Genomic DNA, 25,251 nt, shown 5'->3' with positions numbered 1-25,251 from the left:
AAATAAGGTTACTACTTATTACAATTATACTAAGGTATTGTTGTTGAATTATTTTAAGAGTACTTATACTCCTTTATAAGTAGATTTTTTCTTAGTTAGTATATGCTGCTCTCAATATTTAAGCATTTTTACTAATATGTACAATAAATACCTAGTGTGATAAACTATTTTTAATAATTTCATAATTACAGTGAGGTATTACTATGCAAAATAACGAATTTCTCTTAGTAAATAATATAATATATCAAATATATAGTATCCCAGATTTTAATACTATGAAGATTACATTTTTAAATTTACTTAAGATGCTAATTCCAAATACTGCTTCAAGTATTTTAATGGCTGATCATACCGATTCAAAAAATCTGCTTTGTGAGCCAATTTGTGTACCTGAAGTTTATTCAGAAACTGAAAAACATTATCTTTTAAATGAAGATGAAGACTATACTCGCTGGGTAATGCTGAGTGGACAATGCTTACTTATTCGTGAAAGTGATTTAATGCCAGATGAAGAAAGAATAAAAACTGCACTCTATAAAAAATGTTATGAACCTTTTGGACTTCACTATTCCATACAACTTAATTTAGTCTATAATGATTTGTTTTTAGGCGTACTAACAATTTATCGTTCAAGGGAAGAAGGAGATTTTACTTCTGACGAAATGTTTCTTGTTAAAGCTTTTAGTGATCATTTAAATCTTCGCTTTTATGAGTTCTACACAAAAGATGATAAAAACTCTTCTAGTACCTCTTATTCAATAACTCATCTTGCTTCAAAATATAATTTAACAAATCGTGAAGAGGAAGTTTTGCAGCTTATCTTTGAAGATATGGACAGTGATCAAATTGCAGACAAACTTTTTATTAGCAGCTACACCTTAAAGAAACACCTTCAGAATTTATATAAGAAATTTAATGTGTCTAATAAAAGAAATTTACTTGAATTCAGAAATAAGCAATAGTATATATTTTCCAAGTATCAATTAGCCTCTGGTTTTATTAAAAGTTTTAATTGGTGCTGTACAAGTAATTGAATTCATTAAAAAGTTTTCACTTCAGCTTGTTTTGGATGTTGTAAATATTAGAAATTTCTTTAACTAAAAATAACACTGTTTATTTACCATCACTTTCGATCAACTTTTTGATTTTTTTATCATATATTGAAAGATAAACCTTGATGGGGGTACAAGATGGCATTAATTTTATCTGCATTATTATATAGTCTATCATCAAATTTGGATAATTTAGTTATAGGTATCGCATATGGAATTAAAAAAATAAATATAGGCATAATTGCAAATCTTGTAATTGCTACTATAACATCTATGGGAACTTTTTTGTCTATGTCACTTGGAATTTATATATCAAGTTTTTTCCCAATATCAATAACTAATTCTTTTGGTGCAATAATTATTATCCTATTAGGTATGTATTTTTTGTTCCAAAGCATTTTAAATATTATAAATAATAACAAAGCAAATGATATTGCATTAAAAAATGCTAAAGATATGGCTGAGTATGCTGTAAAATCTGATTTAGATAATTCTGGTGATTTGAATATAAAAGAAGCATCCTTTGTAGGACTTGGATTAATGTTTAATAACTTAGGTACTGGCTTAGCCGCCAGTATAACAGGAGTAAACATTAATATAACAGTAATTTCTACATTCATATTTAGTATTCTTATAATTATACTTGGAAAATCCATAGGAAATAATATATTAGGAACATTTTGTGGCAGATACGCGCCATTATTTTCAGGAATATTACTTATAATTCTTGGTATAATTGAATTTTTTAATTAAAAATTATATTATTATTTTCTAAAAAATGCAGCCAAATTTATGGCTGCATCTTAAATTTTTATAATTCAATATATTTTTTTACGTTAATATTACTTCACAAAATATATTTGACCTAATTTTAATAATCAAAAAAATTTATACAAAAATAAATGCCAATATCCAGTTTGTTTATTTTAATTTAAACACTTGCTTAATTACTTTGCTGAATTTAATGCATTTTCAATAGCTTTTAAAATCACCTTACTGCTATTCGTTGCTCCTGAAACTGTATCTACTTGCAAACTCTGAGCCTTCACAACATTTTGCAAAATAACCTCTGCAGGTTTACCTCTTTCATTCTTATGATTTAATAAAGTTATATTAGTAATTTTTTTGTCTTTAACTACAACTGAAACTTCCGCCCCAACATACTCAGTATTAAAAGAACCTGTGTACTTTCCATCATGAATATTTGATAAATCTATAGTGTCAATCTTTAAATTACTAATAATTTTTTGATATTGTTGTATAGATATTAAATACTTTAATCCCCAAATACCTAAAACTACAATAACAGCACAAATAACAATCACTACTATCTTCTTTATACTTATCAAGTATAGTCACCTCCACATTATAGAAATTTAACCATATGAAAGAATTAACAAAGAACTTTTATTTTGTTATTTTCTTTCATATGATTTACAGTATAATTAGCCCAAATCGTAATAATTACCTATCTTATGTCTTTAGCCAAATTAATACTAATCAGTTTTCTTTCAACCTCAGTAAGTACATTAATTTTTTCAAGCTTTAATAAACCTTTTTTACTCAATGTTGTTGATGACTTTAATTCTTTAAAATCTGGCTCTTTTAAAACAGAAACCTTATATTCTTCATTTTCAAAAGGGTAAGTAGATAATTTGACTTTCTTCTCGTTACTAGCAAAGAACTTATTAGGATTAAACCTTACGCCAAAAGTATAAAGCTTAGCGAATGTCCTCATAACAGCTTCAACCGAATTACTCTCCAAATCCATTTCAATGAAATTAAATAATTTGTCATCATAAATTTCCTTAGTCTTGATCTTGTGAAGGCTATCTGGATATATAACAACTTGATTCTTACTTACAAATCCCTTTAAACTTTGAATATTTGCTTCAATATTTTTAAAAATATCCTCTTCCCTTTCTATAACCCCTGCTGGTGTTAATATAGGACAATTTACATACACTTCACCTGAATCAAGTTTAAAACTATCGTTATTTTCTATTATTGTTGTATCAAGAACATTTGCTATACCTTGTTTTAGACTTATCATTCCTGCTAACACAGCTGCTGCTATAATTCCTGTTCCTTCTGCAATTATTCCATATAGCTTCACTTCAAACTCACTCAACATAACACCTAGTGCATATTGCACTACAAATATTTCCACACGTTCGATTTCTTCACTGCTTAAATCCTTAAGTTGTTTACAGCTATCCATACATTCATTGTATGCATCAGCAAATATTACAATATGTGAGAATAAATCCTCTTTATAATTTTTAATATTCTTGATGCTATCATCTAAAACAAGATACGCTTCTGTTTGACGATTTGGATTAGATCTACCTTTGTAAATATCCTCAGTGTCAATATCCTTTTCTATGTTAGCAAGTACCTCTAATAAATGTTTTTTAGATTTTATCACTACTGCATTTTTAGTACTTAGCTCTTTTTGATTGTTATTCATAGTATAGCAAATCGATGAAACAGTTAAGTTTTCTTGCTTTCCAATATCTTTCTTTAAATTAGCAGCTATTTTTCGTACAACATTTTGATTTCTACCAGTTAACTGTAATAAGTATGGGAATTTTTCTTCATCCCTTTCACGATTACTTACTTTTGGAGCTTCTTCTAAAATCACATGAACATTGGTTCCACCAAAGCCGAAACCATTTACTCCTGCCCTTAATGGATCTTCTCCATTACTTCTCCATTCCTTAGGCTTTTCACTAGCAACATAAAATGGTGAATTTGGAAAATCAATATTTGCATTAGTTGTTGATTTGTCATAATTTATAGTGTGTGGTATTTTATTATTTTTAAATGCTAAAAGAACTTTAATCAAACTTGTTACTCCTGAGGCTGACAACATATGTCCTATTGAAGACTTAACTGATCCAATAGCACAAAACTCTTTTTTTGCTGTAAAGGAGCGGAAGGCTTGGCTCATACCTTCTACTTCAATTGGATCTCCAAGTGGCGTTCCAGTACCATGAGTTTCAACATAAGATATAGTTTCAGGATTAACCTTTGCTTTTAAATAAGCTTTTCTTATTGCTTCTGCCTGTCCTTGAGGTCTTGGCGCTGTTATACCTTGAGAATGTCCATCATTGTTAATAGCCGAGCCTTTAATTACAGCCATTATATTATCTCCATCACTAATAGCCTCCTCAAGAGGTTTTAATAATATTGCGCTTGCACCTTCTGAAAGTACCATACCATCTGCCCTGTTATCAAATGGATAACAAGTTCCTGTTTTAGAAAGCGCTTGAACTCTGCTTAAGCCTACAAAATTTGTTGGAGTAATATTCAAATTTACACCTCCAACTATTGCCATCTTACTTTCTCCTGTTCTAATGCTTTCACAAGCAAAATGTAATGCAGAAAGTGACGATGAACATGCAGAATTAAAGGTCAAGCTCGGTCCAGTGAGATTTAAGCAATGACTTACCCTTGCTGCAACTTCATTTAAGCTATTCCCAGCAACTGCATCAGATACCATCTTTGCTGGCTGCAATACATTAAAGATATTATTCATTATTTCACGTTTTTGCTCTTCACTCATATTATTAAACACCTGATTTTGCAATAGACTGTTTTTTAATTCCATGTAAGTTCTGTAATTCGCAAAATGCTCTGCATAATTATTTTGTTCACAACCAACAAATACACCTATATTATTCGAGTTGTATCTTCCTCCATAACCTGCCTGCTGTAGTGCTTCCCATGCAATCTCTAAGAAAATTCTCTGTTGAGGGTCAGTCACAGTGGCTTCACTAGGAGACATTCCAAAGAATAATGGATCAAAATTATATGGATTTTCTATAAAGCCTCCATATTTACAATACGAAGTATGATCAGCGTTTTGATCTGTACTAAAGCTGTTCTTTCCACCCCATCTTTCTTCTGGAATTTCTTTTATTACACATTTACCTTGCTCTAAGATTTCCCAATATTCATCTAATGAATTTGCTCCAGGTATTCTAAGACTTGCTCCAATTATTGCAATATCTTTAACTTTTTTATCCTTAGCATTATCTTCATTGATGGTTTCTAGTTTATCTGCTGCCGCTTCATCAAAATCTTGAGTATAAACTTTCTCAATATATTCTGCCAAGGTTTCTGGTGTTTGGTATTCAAATATCAAGGTAGGATATAATTCCATTCCAAGTTTGTTTCCTAACGTCTCCATAACTTTTATAGCACCAAGAGAATCTAAACCTAATTCAAGGAAATTTTGACCAATATCCAAATGATCCTTTTCAATGTGTAATTGCTCAGCAATAACACTATACACAACCTCCTTAACATTATTTACTTTTTTGAAATTAAATTTCACAGCCTTTGTTTTAGAAGCTTCTTTTTGATTAGAATTTTCAATCTTATCTATTATATGAACCACGCTTTGATTTCCATCTGACAAAACTCTCATAAAGGCTTCAACAGCTTTTTTGGGTGCAAGAGGATTTAATCCTTGTGCTTTTAAAGCTAAATCAGCACCTTCTCCTAAGTCAGCTCCCATTCCAATGCTTGCCCACAATGAATAGTTTATTGCAATGGATTTTCCTGGTGCATCCTGACCTGCTCTATAAAAACTATAAGCAGATAGGAAGGAATTTGCCGCAGAATAATCTCCAAGCCCTGCTGACCAAATCTTTCTTGAGCAAGATACTGATGAAATCATAACAAAAAATTTTAAAGGTTCTTTCCTTGTAACTAAATCAGTTATTACAGCCCCTTGAAGCTTAGGTTCAATAACGTCGTTCACTACTTGAATTTCTTTATTTAGAAGCTTATAACTAGATGAATCAACTGTTCCTGCTGCATGAATCACTCCATGAATAGAACCATATCTATTATTTATTCTAATCATTAAAGCTTTCATATCATCCATTTTAGTTACATCTACAACTTCATAAGAAACACTTGCTCCAAATTCTTCAAGTTCCAAAATCAACTCAATCTTTTTAGAAATTTTAGTATTATTAGCAATTTCCTTATTCCATTCTTCTCGTAACGGCAATTCCTTGCGTCCTGTTAAAACTAGGTTTACTTTAGCTTTCTTTACAATTGCTTTAGCTATCGCACCACCTACTGCGCTTAACCCTCCTGTAATCAGGTATGTTTCACCGTCTTTAAATTTAATTTCCGAAGTCTCATTTAATTCTATAACATTTATTAAATCTCTAATATATCTTACTCCATCTCTGATGACAACAATACCTTCGCTATTTGTTTCACTCATTATTTCATTAAACAAAACTTTAGCTATTTCTCTATTAGATTCAAACTCATTTTTATCTAGATCAACACAATGTGCATTTATAAAACTATTTTCTTGATCTAAAGCAAGAGTCAAGGTTATAGCAATAGATTGGTGCGGAGCTGAAATTTTATGCTTTTCATCTATAGGAACACCTAAATTTGTTGCTAATAATAACTTAATACCTTCTACATTTAATCTCGACAAAGCTTTTCCTATATATAAAACACTATAAAGATTTCCATTTATTACTCTTTCATTGAATACAGCTTCCAAGTTAGAAATCTCCTGTTTTAAGTTCCAAAGATGTATTACTGTAGCAATTGACCCTGGAATAGCATTAAAAACTTCAACATACTCGCTTTCTATTAATGGATTAACTACAAATTTTCTATCGCCATCATATGAATATGTTTCACCTGCTCTAATAGAATAAACTTTGTTTTTATCTGGATCAAGGAGTTTTTCAACTTCTTCATTAATACCGCTTCCATCATCAAATATCACTACATTCCCTGCTTGCAATGAACTAAATGCTTCTTGAAATCCAGGCGCCCACTTCCAATTATAGAACCATTCATTTGGAACTTTTATACTTTCTCTTCCGAAATCAGGTTTATATGTCTTTCTTTCAAATGGATATATAGGTAATTTAACTCTCTCATAGTAGATACCACTTTCAAAATTTTCAAAACTTATATCAATTCCTAAATTAAAAAGTGAAGATATTGTTTTTAAAATTATCTCTAAAGAATCTCCTTTACGATCTGATGATGATAAAATTGTTTTATTACCAACATTTTGTATCCCTCCTGCCATTCTTGCCAGCACCTTATCAGGCCCACACTCAATAAAAATATCCACTGAATTGCCTGCTAAACACTTAATACTTTGCTCAAATTTTACAGATGAAAGGATATGTTCTACCCAATATTCTGTATCAAAAGGTTTATCCATTATTTGTCCAGTTACATTTGATGCTATGGGGATATTAGGAGTCTTAAAGTTCACCTTGTTAAGAACTTCTCTAAATGCATCCAGCATTGGATTCATAAGCGGTGAATGGAAAGCTTGAGAAACCTTAAGTTTTTTCATCCCTACTCCTTCTTTTAATAATATTGTACAGAATTTATCCACATCTTTTGTTTCTCCAGATACAACCTGATGAGTTACATTATATGCAGCTATCCATACATTTCCATCGAAATTTTTAAGTAATTGCTCAAGTTTATCTCCTGATGTAAATACTGCACACATACTGCCTTCAGATTGTAATTCACCCATAAGCTTTCCTCTGACAGTTATTATTTCAGCAGCTTCTCGTAAATTTATTACACCTGAAAGACAAGCTGCTGCCCATTCTCCAACGCTATGTCCAAGCATATAAGCAGGGTTAATGCCTAAATCTAAAAGAAGTTTTCCAAATGCATAATCCATAGTAAATACTACAGGTTGAGTTATATTAGTCTGTTCAAGAATTTTTTCATCTGCGTCAGCGCCATAAATTAAATCGGTTATTTTTTGGTTCAGATGAGGATAAAATGCTTCTGTACATTCATCAACATATTCTCTAAAAATAGGTAGCTTTTCATATAACTTTCTTCCCATACCAACATATTGAGAACCTTGTCCAGTAAACATAAATGCGATTTTGTGCTGACCATCACAATTTATATTATCTATTTGAAGATTTTCTAGTTTGTTTATTAAATCCTCAATTGACTCTGCTATAATACTTGAGCGGTATTTAAACAGTGTTTTGCATGTGTTTTCTGTATAGCATATATCACCTAGATTCATTTCCTTATTTGCTTTTAAATATTCTACAAAATTGTTAATCTTCAATTGAAGAGATCTTTTCGAATTTGCCGATAATGCTAGAATATGCTTATCATGCTCATACTCTCTTGCAGTTTCCTCCTTACCAATTTCTTGAGCTTCTTCAATAACCATATGACAATTAGTACCACCAAAACCAAAGGAATTTACTGCCGCTCTTCTTATTTCTCCTTCTTGAACCTTCCAATCTTTAGCTTCAAGCATAGTATAGAATGGAGTTTTGTCAAATTTAATTGAAGGATTAAGCTCGCTTAAGTTTACATTAGGAGGCATTATTTTATTATTCATAGCTAAAACTACTTTAATAAAACTAGCTATTCCAGCACCATTTAAAAGATGACCAATATTTGCTTTAATTGATCCTATAGCTATAGAATTGTTTTTAGGCTTCCATCTATTAAAGGCACTTTTTAAAGCTCTTACTTCACTCGGATCTCCAATTTTTGTACCAGTACCATGAGCTTCTACATATTGTATTTCGTTTGGATCAATATCATTATTTAAATACAAGGCTTCAATTACTTCACGCTGACCATTTGGATTAGGTGCCATAACCCCTATTGAATGTCCATCATTATTTATAGAGCTAGCTTTTATTACAGCTAAGACTTTGTCCTTATCCTTTAAAGCTTTTTTAAGAGGTTTTAATAAAACTAAGCCTGCACCTTCTCCTGGAACAAGTCCATCAGCCTTTGCATCAAAAACTCTTGATTCCCCACTTGTAGATAGTGCTCCAGCATTACTAAGATAAATATATGGAGTTGGTGTAAGTAATAAATTTACTCCTCCTGCTATAGCTAATTCACATTCACCTTTTTTAAGTGCTTCACAAGCTAAATGTATAGTTACTAAGGAAGAAGAACATGCTGTATCTACTGTTATACTAGGCCCCTTTAAATCAAACTCTTGAGAAGCTCTTGCAGCAATCATGTTTATAATATTGTCTACAAGTAGATTAGGATGAAATTCAGTTACTCCTAATTTATTTTTCCATTCATTAAGTATTGATCCTTGTTCTTCTTCTGTAAGTGAACTGAAGCTTTCAAAATTCTTAAGATTTGTCATATTCAAAGTATTTAAATGATACTCTTGATATGTATTGGTACCAGCACCAATATACAATGCTAAACGCTTTCCACTTACAGTTTTTCTAGAATATCCTGCCCTTTCTAATATCTCATATACTAATTCTAATATAATTCTTTGCTGAGGATCCATAACTGCTGCTTCCTCATCAGAAATATTAAACAATTTGGCATCAAAATCAAAGGCGTCATTTATAAAGGCACCTGTTCTACAATTTGTCTTTGTAAAATCATTAGTTTTGCTATAATATTGATTTATGTCCCATCTATCTTCTGGCACTTCATCAATACTGCATTTACCAGCTACAATATTATTCCAAAATTCTTCTGGATTTGATGCTTCTGGAAAACGGCAAGACATTTCTATTACTGCTATATCGTCTTCTTCATTAATTCCATTAGAAGTTTTTTTGATAATATTAACTCCTGATATATCACCTTTCGATAATCTTATCAGATATTCATCCATTTCTTTTATTGTCTTACAATTAATAAGTATATCGTGACCTAACTCTAAATTGAATTCATCTTCAAGCATACCTAAAATCTGAACTGCTTTTATAGAAGTTCCACCTAAGGTTAAGAAGGATTGATTATATCCAATACTCTCAGCTGGCATTTCTAATACTGTTGCCCATATTTCTCTTATTTTATCTGTATTGTTATTTAATATTAAAGATTCTATCACAGTACTTACTTCTGATTTTGCTTCTACTTTATTTTCTTCTATATCTATTAATAATTCATTTGCTGTAAAGGTTGTATCTTCATATTCCTTATCAAGTAAAGCTTGTATCATCATGAAACGCCTTACTTTACCACTAGTAGTTTTAGGAATAGCTTTGACTAGAACCACACAATCAACCATTATACCAAAGGCTTCATTTACTTTTCTTAACATATTTCCATAAAATTCTTTAATATTCTCTTGTTTTACGCGTAGAGCTGAAAAAATAGCTGTTTTTTCTCTTCCTTCTTTTTCATCATGCCAACCGCCTATTACAACTTTTCCCGGCTCTACTCCATCCATTTCTTCTAATTTAAACTCTATATCATATGCAAATAAATTTTGTCCATTCACAAAAATTATATCTTTAATACGTCCTGTTACACATAGCTTTCCATCAATCATAAAACCAGTGTCTCCAGTTTTAAGCCATCCATCTTGAAAGGATTTTTCAGTTGCTTCAGGATTATTAATGTATCCAGAAGTAACATTATCACCTTTTATTTGTATTTCTCCTAACAGCTTTTCTGGAACTACCTCTCCATCATCATTTACGATACGAATCTGCATACCAGAAATAGCATATCCCTCATCAGCAACCTGCAATGCATCTTTATTATCTTCAGTAACTTCTTCTGCTAAAGACTTGCTTATAAGGCTATTTCTACTAATAAAACGACTTTCTGGTTTAGTCCCTACCCTTGGGAATGCAACTGCTAAACATGCTTCTGCCATACCATACACCATATACATGCTTGTTTCTGGCAGCTTGCATATAGATAGCTTTTCCATGAATTCTCTAACTAATGGTACTGAAATAGGTTCTGCTCCATTAAAAATCAATCTTAAACTGCTTAAATCCCAACTTTCAAGATGTTTATCGGTAATTTTTTTGAGCAGCAACCTATATCCAAAGTTAGGACTAGATGTTAGATTGATTTTGTATTTTGAAACTAAATCCATCCAAAGTGTTGGTCTTTTTACAAATTTCATTGGGCTCATATTTACCTGTAACATACCTAGTGTAACCATCGTCAAATGAAATCCTATCAATCCCATATCATGATAATACGGCATCCATGAAAGAACTTTATCCTCAGAGGTCAGCTGAGCACTTTCGATTATTCCCGTTATATTAGTTAAAAGGTTTTTATGTGTTAAAACTACTCCCTTAGGTGTATTTGTACTTCCTGAACTGAATTGTATAAATGCAGGCTTATCAGTTGAAGTCAAATTAATGTGACCTTTTTCTGTACTTTGTCTTAAAACTGATATATCAAACATATCAATTTGTTGACACTCAGGATAAATATCATTATTTTTCATATTAGTTATCATTGAGGCATCGCAAAGCATTATAGGCTTTTCTAGTGTATTCCATACATTTATAAGCTTTTCCAAAGAAGCATTTTTGCCTTTAAATGCTGAAGGTGGAGAAATCGGAACTGGTACAAAACCACCTAGTACACATGCCCAAAAAGCTACGACAAAATCAATATTATCTTGGAATGACATCATTACAAAATCATCTTGTTTTAAACTATTTTTTTGAAGTGACCCTAAGCAATACATAGCTTTTTCAAGAATTTCTTCATAAGTTAATAAAATTTCTGAATTGTCATTTTGAATAAATATTATACCTTTATCTCTTGAATTTTTAGCTGAATCTATTAATAAATTAGCTATATTCTGTTTACTTGTATATTTATCTGATATATCTTTTCCACAAGAAATCGACATTTTCACATTATTTATATCGCTCATCTTTACATCTCCCATACTATAAAAATAATCTGCTATTTTTAGAAAAGCCCACTGCTTTCCCTCCTAAACTCATAACTAATTTAACTAAAAACCTCTGTCTTATCTTTAATTCTTTTAATAAATGTTATAAAAATAAAAATACTAAAAAGAAGTAAGCAAACAGTAAAAATATGATCATCTCCTAATAAGCTCATAGCTATTGAAGATATAAGCGGTCCAATAGTTGATCCCACACCATAAAAAGATGTGAATAACGAGGTTCCAAGAGCTATTTCTTCCTTATTAAGCTTTTGTATTGAAACTGCTAAAGCCACTGGATATAATGGTCCAATAATAAAACCTGATAGAAATGAGAATATTAATCTTAATGTAAAATTACTAAAGATTGAAATTCCTAAAATTGTAAATATAGATGTAAAAATGCTAAGCAATAAAACCCTTTCGCGTCCAAATTTATCCGAAAGATATGTTATAGGCATAGTTCCTAGAATACTCCCTACAACAAATACTCCCAAGGCATATCCAGTATCCTGTATACCATAACCTTGATATATAAGAAACACAGGATAAAGAGTTGTAAGAGTAGTTTCTGTAACTCCATACAAAAATGCCCCTTGAAGTCCTACAGATATCTTTTTATGCATATTACCTTTCACCATCACTGGAAATAACAATTTTTCTTTAAAGCTAAAATTAACAACCACTGGGCATAATAAAAGTGCAACCATTGCAATCATAAATGGAATCCAAGGTTTAACTTCATAAAGCACAGGACCTACTACAGAACTAAATACAAACCCTATAGCAAAGTTAAGTGAATAAACTCCACTTATAACTCCCCTTATCTCTTCTTTTATTAACTCCTGAAGTATAGTTTGAATTCCAACCATATTTAACCCTATTCCAAAACCTATAATCAGCATCAATAGAAGTAAAATAAATAAATTAGACTCCATTGGAAAAATAATAGTTGCTACAGCTGCAATCACTCCGCCTATTAATATAGTCTCCTTAATGCCTTTGTTTCTTAACTTCTTATTAATAAACATTGATCCCATTGACATAGCCAAGAAAAAAGAAGACGAAATTATACCTATCCATAAACTCCCCACATTATTTTCCTTTAAATGGGTAGAGGCAAGGGGATTAATAATCCCCATTGCAACACCAATAAGTAAACCTATCATATAAATAATCCATTTATTATCTAAAAACACTAATTGTATTTTGTCTTTGAAATGCATTTTTGCAAAATCTCCTTTATTTTCTATTAACTACTGCTCTGATAGCCTGCATCTGCTTAGCTCCAAACCAATACATGTCTTGCTTACCATATATTTTAATTGCTTCACCAGTTATATAATCAGATTTATCCGAAGCTAAGAATATAGCTAAATCAGCTACTTTTTCTGTTGGCATAGCACTATTTCTTAAACCACCTGGAGTCATATCTGTCTCTACAAAAGATGGACAAATTGCGTTTACCTGAATATTGCTTAGCTTTAACTCTTCTGCTAAGGATTTTGTAAGTCCTAAAACTGCATGTTTTGAAGCTGAATAGGCACTCATTAAAGGATATCCAATAAAGGAAGAATCCGAACCTAAATTAATTATTTTTCCTGACTTCTGCTTAGATAAATAAGGAACTATTAATTTGCACATATTATAAGTACCAAACAAATTAACCTCGACTATCTTTCTCCATTCCTCCATATTAGTATCTGTAAAGCCTTCTAGTTTTGTTATTCCTGCATTATTTACAAGAACATCTATTTTACCAAATTCTGAAATAACTTTATTTACAGCTTTCTCAACTGAATTATAATCACTTATATCAGCTTCTATAGAAATAGCCCTTCCTCCAAATTTCTCAATTTCTGATTGAGTTTCCTTAAGCTGACTGATTGTTCTAGATATAATAACAACTTGAGCATCTTCTTTTGCCATCTCAATTGCTATAGTTCTTCCAATACCTCTTCCTCCTCCAGTTATTATTACCACCTTTCCTGAAAGAGTACCTTGTTTTTTACTTTTTGATATAAAGGAAATAGGTTTTAACGTTTTTTCTTCCATTGATTTTTTTTCATCTTGTATATAATTAATCATTTCCTTAACAGTGTTAATATACGCTTCTCCAAGCTGCCTTATAGTTGACTCTTCATACATATTTTTAGAGTATTCTATTTCTAAAAGTAATTCCCCATTTACTATAGAGAAGAAGAATTCAATTGATGAAATTCTCTTTTGCTTAGGATGTGAATACCTTCTGTCACTTCCCTCTTTTGAAAACTCAAATACATCATAATTTGTAATATCTCTATTTCCTAAATAGTTAGCTCTTATAGATGTTAAGTTCAAATCTGGATACATATATGAAGGTAATTCATCTGAAACCAAATCATAACTTATTCCCTTTAGCGGAACCTGATTCATTCCATTTTCAATCTTTTTAACTGTTTCTGACCATTCTTCGTTATATTCCACCTTGATTCCAACTGGATAATTTATGGCAAAATTCCCTACTGTTTCAAAGAAAGTTTCATTTCCTAACTCCCTACCATTCATCCTGTGACTTACAACAACCCATGATTTGTTATATTTTTTCTGTAACATTTTATAAAGTGGAGCAAGTAATATGTTATATAAACTTGTTCTAAAAAACTTTTTCGCTGTGGTTTGTAACTTTATGGTTTCAGCTTTGTCTAAAGTAAATATTTCTGACTTAGCTGATACTTCAGTGTTTTCACCTAAATTAAAATCTTCCGAAATCTTGAAAGCTGACAATTCTGAAGGAAATTGCTCTTTGTAATATCTTACAAATTCTACTGCTTTATGCTCTTTTTCTTTATTTACCTTTACAACAAAGTCCTTATATGATTTCTGCTCTTCTAGTTTGACCTCATTAGTTCCAGAAATAAGCTGTCCATAAACTGCCCATATTCTCTTAAACAATAATTGATTTCCTATAAGATCAGACATAAGATGGTGACCTATAACAGAAATATCATAAGCAGAATCGTTAACCTTTATTATTACTACTTTCCAAAGCGGCCACTTATCAACTTCTAATTCTCCAATGATTTCATTAATTAAATTATTAACAGCTTCATCCCTTTCCTTATCATCCATATGAGAACCATCATAATAATCTGCTTCTACTTCTTGATTTTCTGGTAAAAATCTCTGCATCCACTTGCCAGCTTCTTTTACCAACACACATCTTAATGCATCATAATTATTAGTTACAATGGTTAAAGCTTTATTAAACATTTCAAAGTCTAATGGCTGCTTATATAAAAATCTTGTATATCCAGTCCATTGATATGGATAATCAAAATAATTTATCAAAAACTTTTGTGCAGGTGATAAAGGAACTTCATTCATCACTACTTCTTGTGTTTCAGGTTCTTTGGCTTCCAATTCTATACTACTAGCTCCAGTAGTGCTTTTATCATACATTTGATTTAGTGCTTTTCTATCTAATTTTCCATTTGGTGTTTTAGGTAAAATTGCTAGCCATTCAAAACGATGAGGTATCATATAATAAGTCAGCTTCTTTGATATAAATTCTTTTAATTCATTGTCCTCGACCTTATTTCCAGAAACCCATGCTATCAATTGCTTCTGTCCATCAATATAATCAACTGCTATTACAGCCGCTTCATTTATAGAAGGATGAGCTCCTAGCACTGCTTCAATTTCTCCAAGTTCTACCCTAAATCCCCTTATTTTAACTTGATTATCAATTCTTCCAAGGTAATCAAAACTTCCATCTGATAACTTTGTAGTTAAATCTCCTGTCTTATATAAATATTCTCCAGGGATTTCCTTGAATGGATTAGGTTTAAAGGCTTCCTCTGTTTTTTCTTTATTATTTTTATAACCTTTGGCAAGTTGAATACCACCAATCCAAAGCTCTCCAATTTCTCCATCCGGTACTTCCTTCATGTTTTCATCTAAGGCTTTAATAAACACATTTGTAATTGGTTTTCCTATTGGAATGGTATTTTCCCCTTTGTCTCCAGGTCTTCTATCAATAATATGACAAGTAACATCAATTGATGCTTCTGTTGGCCCATATAGATTTGCAAGTCCTGTAGCTAATCCATGCTTATCTATCCATTTTTGAATTGTTGGCATAGGAAGAGCCTCTCCGCTAAAAATGAGCCATCTTAAATCCTTAAACTCATAGTCATCATCCTCTAAGGAATTTACAAATTCACCAAATAAAGATGGAACAAAATGCATTATATTTATTTTAGTCTCTATAAGCCACTTTGCTAAGCCCCATGGATTTTTTACAACTTCTTTTCTGACTGGACAAACTACCCCTCCATACATTAAAGGCCAGAAAAGTTCCCAAACAGAAATATCGAAACAACAAGAAGTTTTTTGAGCAACACGCTCTCCTTCTTTAAGTTTAAAGGTATCTTGATGCCATATTAATCTATTCATATAGCCTCTATGTGCAAGCATAACCCCTTTAGGATTTCCTGTTGAGCCAGAAGTATATAAAATTGTCATTAAATCATCTGGAGAATTTATATATTTAGGGCTAGCCTCAGAAAATTGCAGCCACATCTCTTTTGGGACTTGATTATAATTGCCCATTGAATCCATAACCTTGCCATAATCTAAATATACAAGGGTAGTTATTGGTGAATCTTTTTCTATAAGTTCACTCAAGGTTTCTTTTAAATCGTGTTCCGTAAGCAAGATTTCTATACCAGCACTTTTCATTATGTATTGAATACGATCTGTTGGATAAGCTGGATCTACTGGTACATAAGCTGCTCCTGCCTTCATTATCCCTATCATACCAATTAACATCATTGGTCCTGGAAATACCATTATTCCAACAAGTGAATTTCTTTTAATGCCGTTATCCATCAAATAATTAGCAATTTTATTGGATTCTTCATCTAATTCTCTATAAGTAATTTTCTCATCTTTATATAATATAGCTATTGCATCAGGTGTTAATTTACATTGCCTTACAATTTTCATATATGGAATTTCTTCATTATCTATAATCTCTGCTACTAGTTCAACCTTACTCTCATGACTACTAATATTTTTTTGAATTATTAAAGCCATTTCATTTAAAGTTCTACATTTAAATAGAGCCTCTCTATCAATTCCTTTATGTAGCTTAGACACTTTTGTAATTATGCGGATCACCTGCAATGAATCAACACCAAATTCCGCACCTAAATCTTTATGAATATCTTCTTTAGAAATTGACCTTAAACAAACCTCTTCTGATATCTTCATAAGTTCATCAATTAGCACGTTATTTTCCGAAATTTCTCTATTTAAACTTTCTGCTTTATCTTCTAGCTGTGAATTGGCCATATCATTAAGATTATTTATGAGTTTTTCAATTAATAACTTAATATTATCTCCATCAAAACATACACTATCATAGTTTGATGTAATCATAATTTGATCTTTAAATATCTCTACAAGATTATCTATAGCCCCGGCATTAGTTGACGTATATGCTTCATAATCAACTATCTTTAAAGAACCATAACTTTCTTGAAGCTCTGTATTACCAACAAAAGAAAGATATAAATTAGATTTTAAACTTGAACGTATTATTGCAGCTGTCATTTTGGACATTTCTCCATCTTCAAGCATATCTTGTTCTCTAGTTACTTTAGCTGTACTGTTTATTTGAGCTCTATCTATTCCTTCATATATTTTTTTTCTAATTTCATTATCTATTTTCTCAACTACTGTCTTCCATTCCTCTTTTGTAGCATCTAAATTAAAATTTAATGCCATATTTTGTGCAAAGCATCCTATAATTCCTATAGCATCAATGTTAGGGTAAACTTTACCACTAGTTGGTAAATTTATAATAACTTCATTGTTTTCTTTGTCCATATCATTTATTGCTTTTAAATAAGCAGCAACCATAAGTGTAAATAATGAAACTCTCCAAGCCTTAGATTTTTCTAATAAGCGCTTAGTTATATCTTTATTTACCCAATATTTTTGAGTTTTCACAGTAGCAAATTCATTTTTAACTTTTTCCTTATTAAAAGGATTAAATCTATATTTTGTTTTTCCATAAGCTTGTATGTATTTTTCTAAGTTTTTATTTTCTTCTAGACTATTCCAGTTATTTATTTCTGAAACTACTTTATTGTAATTCTCCACTGATGTTCCATGTGATAAATTTGAACTTTTACCACTTATTTTTGAAGAATATATCTCAATAATTTCTCTCATTATTTGTTGATTTCCAAGACCATCAGAGACCAAATGATTATTTGCAAATATTAACTCGAATTTATTATTATCTGTTTCAACTACTAAGAACTTATGAAGTGGAAATCTAAATATATCAAATGGTTTATTAATAATATCTTCAATAATTCCCTTTATTTTTTGAGTTTGTTCACCTACAGGTAACCCTCTTACATCTTCTACTTGAATTTTAGGTAATCTTAGATCACTTTGAATTTCTAGCTTGTAATCTTTGAAACTCTTTACCCCTGCTTCCTTTGTAAAACTACCACTTAAACTTGGATGTCTTTTAACTAATTCAAGCCAACTATCCTGTAGAAGCTCTAAATTCAATTCACCTTCAATTTTTACTCCAGAACAAATAGTTAAAGTGCCAACTGACCAATACGATGCTAAGAATGGATATTGAGCATTTAAAATTTCCAATTCTTTTGATTGACTTTCCTTTGATGATTTTTCACTAAAAAATTCTTCGAACATAGAAATAATTTCATCTACTGTCTGCAAAGACATTAAGTAAGTCATAGGATATATATCAGTAAAATTATTCAATTCCTCATCTGGTATTAGCTTAATTAGCTGATTCATTAAGTTAACCATTTTAATTGAATCGATTCCCAAATCACTTTCAAGAAACATTTCTAAGTCAAGGTCTACAATTTTGTGTCCAGTTACATTTGATATAATTTCAAATACTTGTGCTTTAATATCTATTTCAATTATTTTATCAGTATTTTCATTATGCATTTCCTCTTCTGTCCCAAAAAACGCCTCAAACATTGAAGCAATTTCTTCTATTGTTTGCAATGACATTAAGTGTGTCATAGGATAAACAGCTATGAAATTATCCAATTCTTCCGTTGGAATTAATTTCATTAACTGATTCATCAAATTAACCATTTTTATAGAATCAATTCCTAAATCACTTTCAAGAAACATTTCTGAATCAAGATCCTCAACTTTATGACCTGTCACATTAGATATAAGTTCGTAAACTTGTGCCTCAATATCCATTGACTTAATTTTATTAACATCCATTTCCATGTCCCCCTTTTATTATTTTATGTAATATTCTTTGTGATAATATATATTTTAGAATTATCACTGAATGGTGATTTCCTTCCGAAATCCTTATGTCTTAAATAATTATTTTTACAACATATATAGTATAAATTTAATTTAAATTTCATTTTATTTTTTTACATTTATTCAATTATAATCCATTAAATAATTAAACTAAGCTCAGCCCTTTATTATTTATTCTAGCTTAATAAAAGTCTCCCATTCGCCTGAACTTTTTATATCTATCTTCTAATAAAAGGTTAATCTCTCTATTCTTTAATTCTTCAAATGCATTTTCAATTACTTCTTTAATATTTTTTGCTGTTTTACTAGGAGTTTTATGTGCTCCACCTCTAGGTTCTCTAATAATGTCATCAATTATATTAAAATCTTTTAAATCTTTAGCTGTTATCTTCATAACAGCTGCTGCTTCTTTTGCTCTACTTGAATCTTTCCATAATATTGATGCAAAACCTTCTGGGGAAAGAATTGAATATATAGAATGTTCCAACATAAAAATCTTATCAGCAACTGCAAGTGCTAAAGCTCCACCACTTCCGCCTTCGCCTGTTAAAATAGATATTATAGGTGTTTTTAGTCTGCTAAGTTCAAAAAGATTGTTTGCAATAGCTTGTCCTTGGCCTCTTTCTTCAGCACCAATTCCTGGAAAAGCCCCTGGAGTATCTATAAAACATATTACAGGTCTTTTAAACTTTTCAGCCTGCTTCATAAGCCTTAATGCTTTCCTATATCCTTCAGGATTTGGCATTCCAAAATTTCTTTCTATATTTTCAACTGTGTTAGATCCCTTTGTAATTGCTATTACTGTAACACTTATGTCATTAAGCGATGCAATACCTCCAATTATAGCTTTATCATCTCCATAAGTTCTATCACCATGAAACTCAATAAAGTCTTTAAATATTGTTTCAATATAATATTTTCCAGTTGGTCTATCTTTATGTCTTGCTATTTCAACACTTTCCCATGGTGTTACATTTATCTTTATCAAATCCTTATTCATAGTTTCTCACCTCATGTAAAACAAGAATTTTATGTATTAATTCCCTCATATTTCTTCTCGGTACAATTCCATCTATAAAGCCTTTTTTAATTAAAAATTCTGCTTTTTGAAAATCATCTGGAAGACTTTCTTTAATTGTATTTTCAATTACTCTTCTTCCTGCAAAGCCAACAAGTGCATTCGGTTCACTTAGGATAATATCTCCCTCCATAGCAAAGCTTGCTGTTACCCCCCCAGTTGTCGGATCTGTAAGTATGGTTATATATAAAAATCCAGCTTCATCATGCTTTGCAATAGCTGCACTTATCTTTGCCATTTGCATTAATGAAAAGATACCTTCCTGCATTCTAGCTCCACCTGAGGTTGTAAAAATTATTAATGGCAGTTTATTTTCTGTCGCATATTCTACTAGTCTTGTAATCTTTTCTCCAACCACCGTTCCCATACTTCCCATCATAAAGAAACTATCCATAACTGCACCTGCTACTTCAATTCCATATACTTTTCCAGTTCCAGTAACAACAGCTTCTGTACTATTTGTTTTTCTACCCTTTAGTTTTTCTTCATAATCTTTAAAGTTTAACGGATTTGTAGTTCTTAAGTTTTTAAATAATTCTATAAAAGTATGTTTATCAAAAAATATTTTTATTCTATCTTCAGAATTTAACCTAAAATGATAGTCACAATTAGGACAAACATATTTAGACTTTTCTAAATCTTCAATATAAATCATAGAATTACACTTATCACATTTTTTCCACATTCCCGATGGAATATTAGGCTTATTATCGGAATGGTTCTTTTTTACTATTAAATGTTTAACTACACCATATTTCTTCTTTTTGAATAAGTCCTTAAGCATTCTTATTCACCATCTTTTCTGCTAAAAATGAAGTATCGTAATCCCCTTCTAGAAATTCTTTTGTTTCAAGTATAGATAACTGAAAATCAATATTAGTCTTAACTCCACCAACTGCAAATTCTATCAAAGCTCTATTCATTTTCACAATTGCTTCATTCCTATGATTTCCAAAAGTAATAAGCTTAGCTACCATTGAATCATAACAATGTGGTATTTTATACCCACAATATATTGCTGAATCAATCCTTACTCCCATCCCCCCTGGAATGCAAAGCTCTTCTATTTTTCCTGGACAAGGTCTAAAGTCATGTTCTGGATCTTCTGCATTGACTCTGCATTCTATTGCATGCCCTTTTATTTTTATATCATCTTGAGTAAATTCAAGTTTTTCTCCTGCTGCTATCTTTAGTTGTTGCTTAACTAAATCAATACCTGTAATCATTTCTGTAATTGGATGTTCTACTTGTATTCTTGTGTTCATTTCCATAAAATAAAAATTATTATCTTTATCAAATAAGAATTCTATAGTTCCTGCATTTTTATAATCTACTGCAAGAGCTGCCTTTTTTGCAATTTCACCCATCTTTTCTCTTAATTCCGGCGTAAGTACATTAGATGGAGCTTCTTCTAAAACCTTTTGATTTTTTCTTTGCATAGAACATTCTCTTTCACATAAATGAATTACATTTCCATGTTCATCTGCTAATATTTGAAATTCAATATGCTTTGGTTTTTGAACAAATTTTTCTATATATAAAGAATCATCCCCAAAACAAGCCTTTGCTTCTGCTTTAGCAGTTTTAAAGCCTAATAAAAATTCTTCATCATTATGAGCAATTCTTATTCCTTTTCCACCACCACCAGCTGATGCTTTTATCATTATTGGATATCCAATTTCTTTTGCTATTTCTAAGGCATGATTTTCATCTCTTATTTCGCCCTCATATCCAGGAACAACAGGAACTCCTGATATTTTCATTATCTTTCTAGCTTCTGCTTTGTTTCCCATCATTTCTATTGTTTCATAATCAGGCCCAATAAATTTTATGTTACATTGTCTACACATCTTTGCAAATTTTGGATTCTCAGATAAAAATCCAAAGCCTGGATGTATAGCATCAGCTCCTGTTAAAACACATGCGCTTAAAATATTTGTTATATTTAAATAGCTATCTTTAGGCATTGCAGGACCAATACACACAGCTTCATCAGCTAATTGAGTATGTAGAGCTTCTTTATCTGCTTCTGAATAAACTGCAACTGTACTTATTCCCATTTCTCTGCAAGCTCTAATTATTCTAACTGCAATTTCGCCTCTATTGGCAATTAGTACCTTCTTTAACATTACTCTCACCTATCCTACTTCAATGCAAAATACTATCTTTCAATTGATTAATATTAAGCATATCTTATTCCCCCTTGACTTTAAAAAGTGGTTGCCCATATTCTACCATTTGGTTACTTTTAGCTAAACATTCAATAACTACACCATTAACATCACTTTCTATTTCATTCATAAGTTTCATAGCTTCAATAATACAAATAATCTTTCCTTTATTTATTGTGTCACCTTCTGTTACAAATGCTTCGCTTTCTGGAGAAGCTGAAGAATAAAAGGTTCCAACCATAGGTGAAGTTATAACCTTTAAATTTTTATCTTCTATCATAGTTTCCTTTTCAGACTTTTCTAATTCATTCACTTCAACTATCTGAGTTTCAACTTTTTCTTTTTCAATTGTTTCTTTAATTACTGGCATGTCAGCAATACTATTACAACTACCAAATTTAGTAGCATTATTGGAAATACTTCTATTTAATGATTTATCCATTCTTATATGTTCATTTCCATTTTTAATCTCAAAAAAAGCCAAGCTTGAAACATCTACCAATTTAATTAACTGTTCAACCTTCTCAAAATCCATAAAAACCTCCAAATTAATCAGTTATTAGTTAGGAGTTAAGAGTTTTGAGTAATTTTAGATATATTCTTAACTTTTATCCTAACTTCTTACTTCGTATCTAGTGTTATTTCCATTTTTTTAATAATAATGTTGCATTATGACCGCCAAAGCCTAAGGAATTAGTCATTGCATATTCCAAATCTTGCTTTCTTCCTTTGTTAGGCACATAATCTAAATCTAACTCTTCATCTTTTGTTTTATATCCAATTGTTGGTGGTATAAAACCATCTTGAAGTGCTTTTGCACATATTATTGTTTCAATTGCACCTGCTGCTCCTAAAAGATGTCCTGTCATAGATTTTGTTGAAGATACTGGTATTTTATAAGCGCCTTGTCCAAAAGTTTTTTTAATAGCTATGGTTTCAAATTTATCATTTAGTTCTGTTGAAGTACCATGAGCATTTATATATGAAACTTCTTCTAATTTTATTCCAGCCTCTTCTATAGCACACTTCATGGCTCTGGAAGCACCATTTCCTTCTGTGTCTGGGCAAGTAATATGATATGCATCACAAGTTGAACCATAACCTACAATTTCAGCAATAATATTAGCCCCTCTCATTATTGCATGTTCTAAGGCTTCAAGGATTACGACTCCAGCTCCTTCTCCCATTACAAATCCACTTCTATTTTTATCAAAAGGAATAGATGCGTTTGCTGGATCATTACTAGTATTCAAGGCTCTCATGCTATTAAATCCAGAAATGCCAAGTCTGGTTATTGCCGCTTCAGTACCACCTGAAAGCATTATATCTGCATAGCCATGCTTTATTGATCTAAATGCATCTCCAATATTATTTGTTCCAGTTGCACATGCAGTTACAGCTGATGTACATGGTCCTTTTAAACCATATTTTATAGCTACATTTCCTGCTCCTAAGTTTATTATTGACATTGGTATAAAAAATGGAGTTAATTTGTTTGTTGCACTCGTATAAAGCTGAGTGACTCCTTGTTCAGTAGTTTCATAACCTCCAACACCAGACCCTAACATCACTCCAAATCTCTCTGTATTTATTTTATTTAAATCTATCCCAGAGTCTTTTATAGCTTCGTCAGATGCGGCTAAAGCAAACTGAACAAACCTATCTAACCTTTTTACTTCCTTTTTTCCAAATATAATTTCAGGGTTAAAATTCTTTACTTCTCCCGCAATTTTTACATCCATCAATTCTTTATCTATTGCAGTAATGAAATCTATCCCCAACATTCCTTCTTTTGTACTATTCCAAAAGGTATCAACATTATTACCAATTGGAGTTAAAGCACCCATTCCAGTAATAACAACTCTTCTTTTCATATTTAAAGTTTTCCTCCATTATATTGACACTTCGACATCAACTTATACTACTATATTCCTGCCCTTATCTATATCCAAATTGCGTGAACAAAACTTTTGCTTCATCAAATAGTTCTATAATCATTTCTTTACAAGTTTGTTCTCTATTAATAAGCCCAGCTATTTGACCAGACATAAGTGATCCATTATCAATATCTCCATCAACAACAGCTTTTTTCAGCGCGCCCACACCAAGTTTTTCCAATTCTTCAATTGATGCTCCTTCTTTCTCTAACTTAAGAAAATTCCTTGTAAGCTTATTTCTAAGAACTCTAACAGGATGACCAGTTGGTCTTCCTGTTACTTCTGTGTCTATATCCTTAGCACTTAATACTTTGTTCTTGTAATTTTGATGTATTGTGCATTCTTTGGCTACTAAAAATCTTGTTCCAATTTGAATTGCTTCTGCTCCAAGCATAAATGAAGCTGCAACCCCTCTACCATCTCCTATACCACCTGCTGCTATAACAGGTATATTAACAGAATCAACAACTTGAGGAACTAGGGCCATGGTTGTTAATTGACCTACATGCCCTCCTGATTCAGTTCCTTCAGCTATAATTGCATTAGCTCCCGCTTTTTCCATTCTCTTAGCTAGTGCTACTGAAGCAACTACTGGTATAACCTTTATGCCATGAGCTTTCCACTTCTCCATATACTTCCCTGGACTTCCAGCTCCAGTTGTTACTACTGGCACTTTTTCTTCACAAACTAGATCTGCTATTTCATCGGCATTTTCTGTCATTAGCATTATGTTTACGCCAAAAGGTTTATTTGTTAATTTCTTAGTTTTTTGTATTTGTTCTCTTACCCATTCAGTTGGTGCTGCTCCTGTTATTATTCCTAGTCCTCCTGCTTCACTTACTGCTGAAACTAAAGAAGCATCTGCAATTCTCGCCATAGCCCCCTGAAATATAGGATATTCAATTTCTAATAGGTCGCAAACTCTATTGTTTTCCATTATAAACCCTCCTAAAACTATGTAAATTTTATTAGTATGATCGCCATCCGA

12 protein-coding genes are annotated in these 25,251 nt (G+C 31.3%); 2 read left to right on the top strand and 10 right to left on the bottom strand.

Going from position 1 to position 25,251, the window contains the following annotated elements; translation table 11 throughout:
* The first annotated feature begins 203 nt into the window (after positions 1 to 203).
* Together CSPA_RS14295 and CSPA_RS14290 are read left to right on the top strand one after the other, a co-directional pair.
* Positions 204 to 962: a helix-turn-helix domain-containing protein gene (locus tag CSPA_RS14295; protein ID WP_015393019.1), complete on the top strand. Its 759-nt coding sequence runs from the start codon at positions 204 to 206 to the stop codon at positions 960 to 962.
* A gap of 228 nt (positions 963 to 1,190) precedes the next feature.
* A complete protein-coding gene (locus tag CSPA_RS14290; protein ID WP_015393018.1) occupies positions 1,191 to 1,805 on the top strand; it encodes an MntP/YtaF family protein in 615 nt (204 codons plus the stop codon).
* A 194-nt stretch (positions 1,806 to 1,999) separates the two neighbouring features.
* Here CSPA_RS14290 and CSPA_RS14285 read toward each other — a convergent pair whose 3' ends face one another.
* From CSPA_RS14285 to fabK, 10 genes are all read right to left on the bottom strand, one after another.
* On the bottom strand, positions 2,000 to 2,401 hold the full coding sequence (locus CSPA_RS14285) for an FMN-binding protein (protein ID WP_015393017.1): 402 nt from the start codon (positions 2,399 to 2,401) through the stop codon (positions 2,000 to 2,002).
* A gap of 119 nt (positions 2,402 to 2,520) precedes the next feature.
* Complete coding sequence (locus CSPA_RS14280) at positions 2,521 to 11,733, bottom strand: type I polyketide synthase (RefSeq protein ID WP_015393016.1); 9,213 nt, start codon at positions 11,731 to 11,733, stop codon at positions 2,521 to 2,523.
* An 80-nt stretch (positions 11,734 to 11,813) separates the two neighbouring features.
* Complete coding sequence (locus CSPA_RS14275) at positions 11,814 to 12,977, bottom strand: MFS transporter (protein ID WP_015393015.1); 1,164 nt, start codon at positions 12,975 to 12,977, stop codon at positions 11,814 to 11,816.
* Positions 12,978 to 12,993: 16 nt separating this feature from the next.
* Positions 12,994 to 19,029, bottom strand: a complete 6,036-nt coding sequence (locus CSPA_RS14270) for a non-ribosomal peptide synthetase (RefSeq protein WP_015393014.1) — start codon at positions 19,027 to 19,029, stop codon at positions 12,994 to 12,996.
* 229 nt (positions 19,030 to 19,258) lie between these two features.
* Positions 19,259 to 20,077 (bottom strand): acetyl-CoA carboxylase carboxyltransferase subunit alpha, encoded by an 819-nt coding sequence (locus CSPA_RS14265; protein WP_015393013.1) that lies wholly within the window; start codon positions 20,075 to 20,077, stop codon positions 19,259 to 19,261.
* Positions 20,070 to 20,939, bottom strand: a complete 870-nt coding sequence (gene accD / locus CSPA_RS14260; RefSeq protein WP_015393012.1) for an acetyl-CoA carboxylase, carboxyltransferase subunit beta — start codon at positions 20,937 to 20,939, stop codon at positions 20,070 to 20,072. Before accD ends, CSPA_RS14265 begins: the two co-directional genes overlap by 8 nt.
* Entirely contained in the window at positions 20,932 to 22,284 is a 1,353-nt protein-coding gene (locus CSPA_RS14255) for an acetyl-CoA carboxylase biotin carboxylase subunit (RefSeq protein WP_015393011.1), read from the bottom strand. Before CSPA_RS14255 ends, accD begins: the two co-directional genes overlap by 8 nt.
* A gap of 64 nt (positions 22,285 to 22,348) precedes the next feature.
* On the bottom strand, positions 22,349 to 22,861 hold the full coding sequence (gene accB / locus CSPA_RS14250) for an acetyl-CoA carboxylase biotin carboxyl carrier protein (protein WP_015393010.1): 513 nt from the start codon (positions 22,859 to 22,861) through the stop codon (positions 22,349 to 22,351).
* Positions 22,862 to 22,964: 103 nt separating this feature from the next.
* Entirely contained in the window at positions 22,965 to 24,200 is a 1,236-nt protein-coding gene (gene fabF / locus CSPA_RS14245; RefSeq protein ID WP_015393009.1) for a beta-ketoacyl-ACP synthase II, read from the bottom strand.
* 64 nt (positions 24,201 to 24,264) lie between these two features.
* On the bottom strand, positions 24,265 to 25,200 hold the full coding sequence (fabK, locus tag CSPA_RS14240) for an enoyl-[acyl-carrier-protein] reductase FabK (RefSeq protein WP_015393008.1): 936 nt from the start codon (positions 25,198 to 25,200) through the stop codon (positions 24,265 to 24,267).
* Positions 25,201 to 25,251 lie beyond the last annotated feature (51 nt).

Source organism: Clostridium saccharoperbutylacetonicum N1-4(HMT), assembly GCF_000340885.1.
GTDB lineage: Bacteria > Bacillota > Clostridia > Clostridiales > Clostridiaceae > Clostridium > Clostridium saccharoperbutylacetonicum.
The sequence above is the reverse complement of the archived record's forward strand: the minus strand, read 5'-3'. Positions and strand labels throughout refer to the sequence as shown.

Bases quoted from the DNA above. Each gene is read 5' to 3' on its own strand.
- CSPA_RS14295 (WP_015393019.1), top strand. From the start codon at position 204: ATGCAAAATAACGAATTTCTCTTAGTAAATAATATAATATATCAAATA.
- CSPA_RS14290 (WP_015393018.1), top strand. From the start codon at position 1,191: ATGGCATTAATTTTATCTGCATTATTATATAGTCTATCATCAAATTTG.
- CSPA_RS14280 (WP_015393016.1), bottom strand. From the start codon at position 11,733: ATGAGCGATATAAATAATGTGAAAATGTCGATTTCTTGTGGAAAAGAT.
- CSPA_RS14275 (WP_015393015.1), bottom strand. From the start codon at position 12,977: ATGCATTTCAAAGACAAAATACAATTAGTGTTTTTAGATAATAAATGG.
- CSPA_RS14270 (WP_015393014.1), bottom strand. From the start codon at position 19,029: ATGGATGTTAATAAAATTAAGTCAATGGATATTGAGGCACAAGTTTAC.
- CSPA_RS14265 (WP_015393013.1), bottom strand. From the start codon at position 20,077: ATGAATAAGGATTTGATAAAGATAAATGTAACACCATGGGAAAGTGTT.
- accD (WP_015393012.1), bottom strand. From the start codon at position 20,939: ATGCTTAAGGACTTATTCAAAAAGAAGAAATATGGTGTAGTTAAACAT.
- CSPA_RS14255 (WP_015393011.1), bottom strand. From the start codon at position 22,284: ATGTTAAAGAAGGTACTAATTGCCAATAGAGGCGAAATTGCAGTTAGA.
- accB (WP_015393010.1), bottom strand. From the start codon at position 22,861: ATGGATTTTGAGAAGGTTGAACAGTTAATTAAATTGGTAGATGTTTCA.
- fabF (WP_015393009.1), bottom strand. From the start codon at position 24,200: ATGAAAAGAAGAGTTGTTATTACTGGAATGGGTGCTTTAACTCCAATT.
- fabK (WP_015393008.1), bottom strand. From the start codon at position 25,200: ATGGAAAACAATAGAGTTTGCGACCTATTAGAAATTGAATATCCTATA.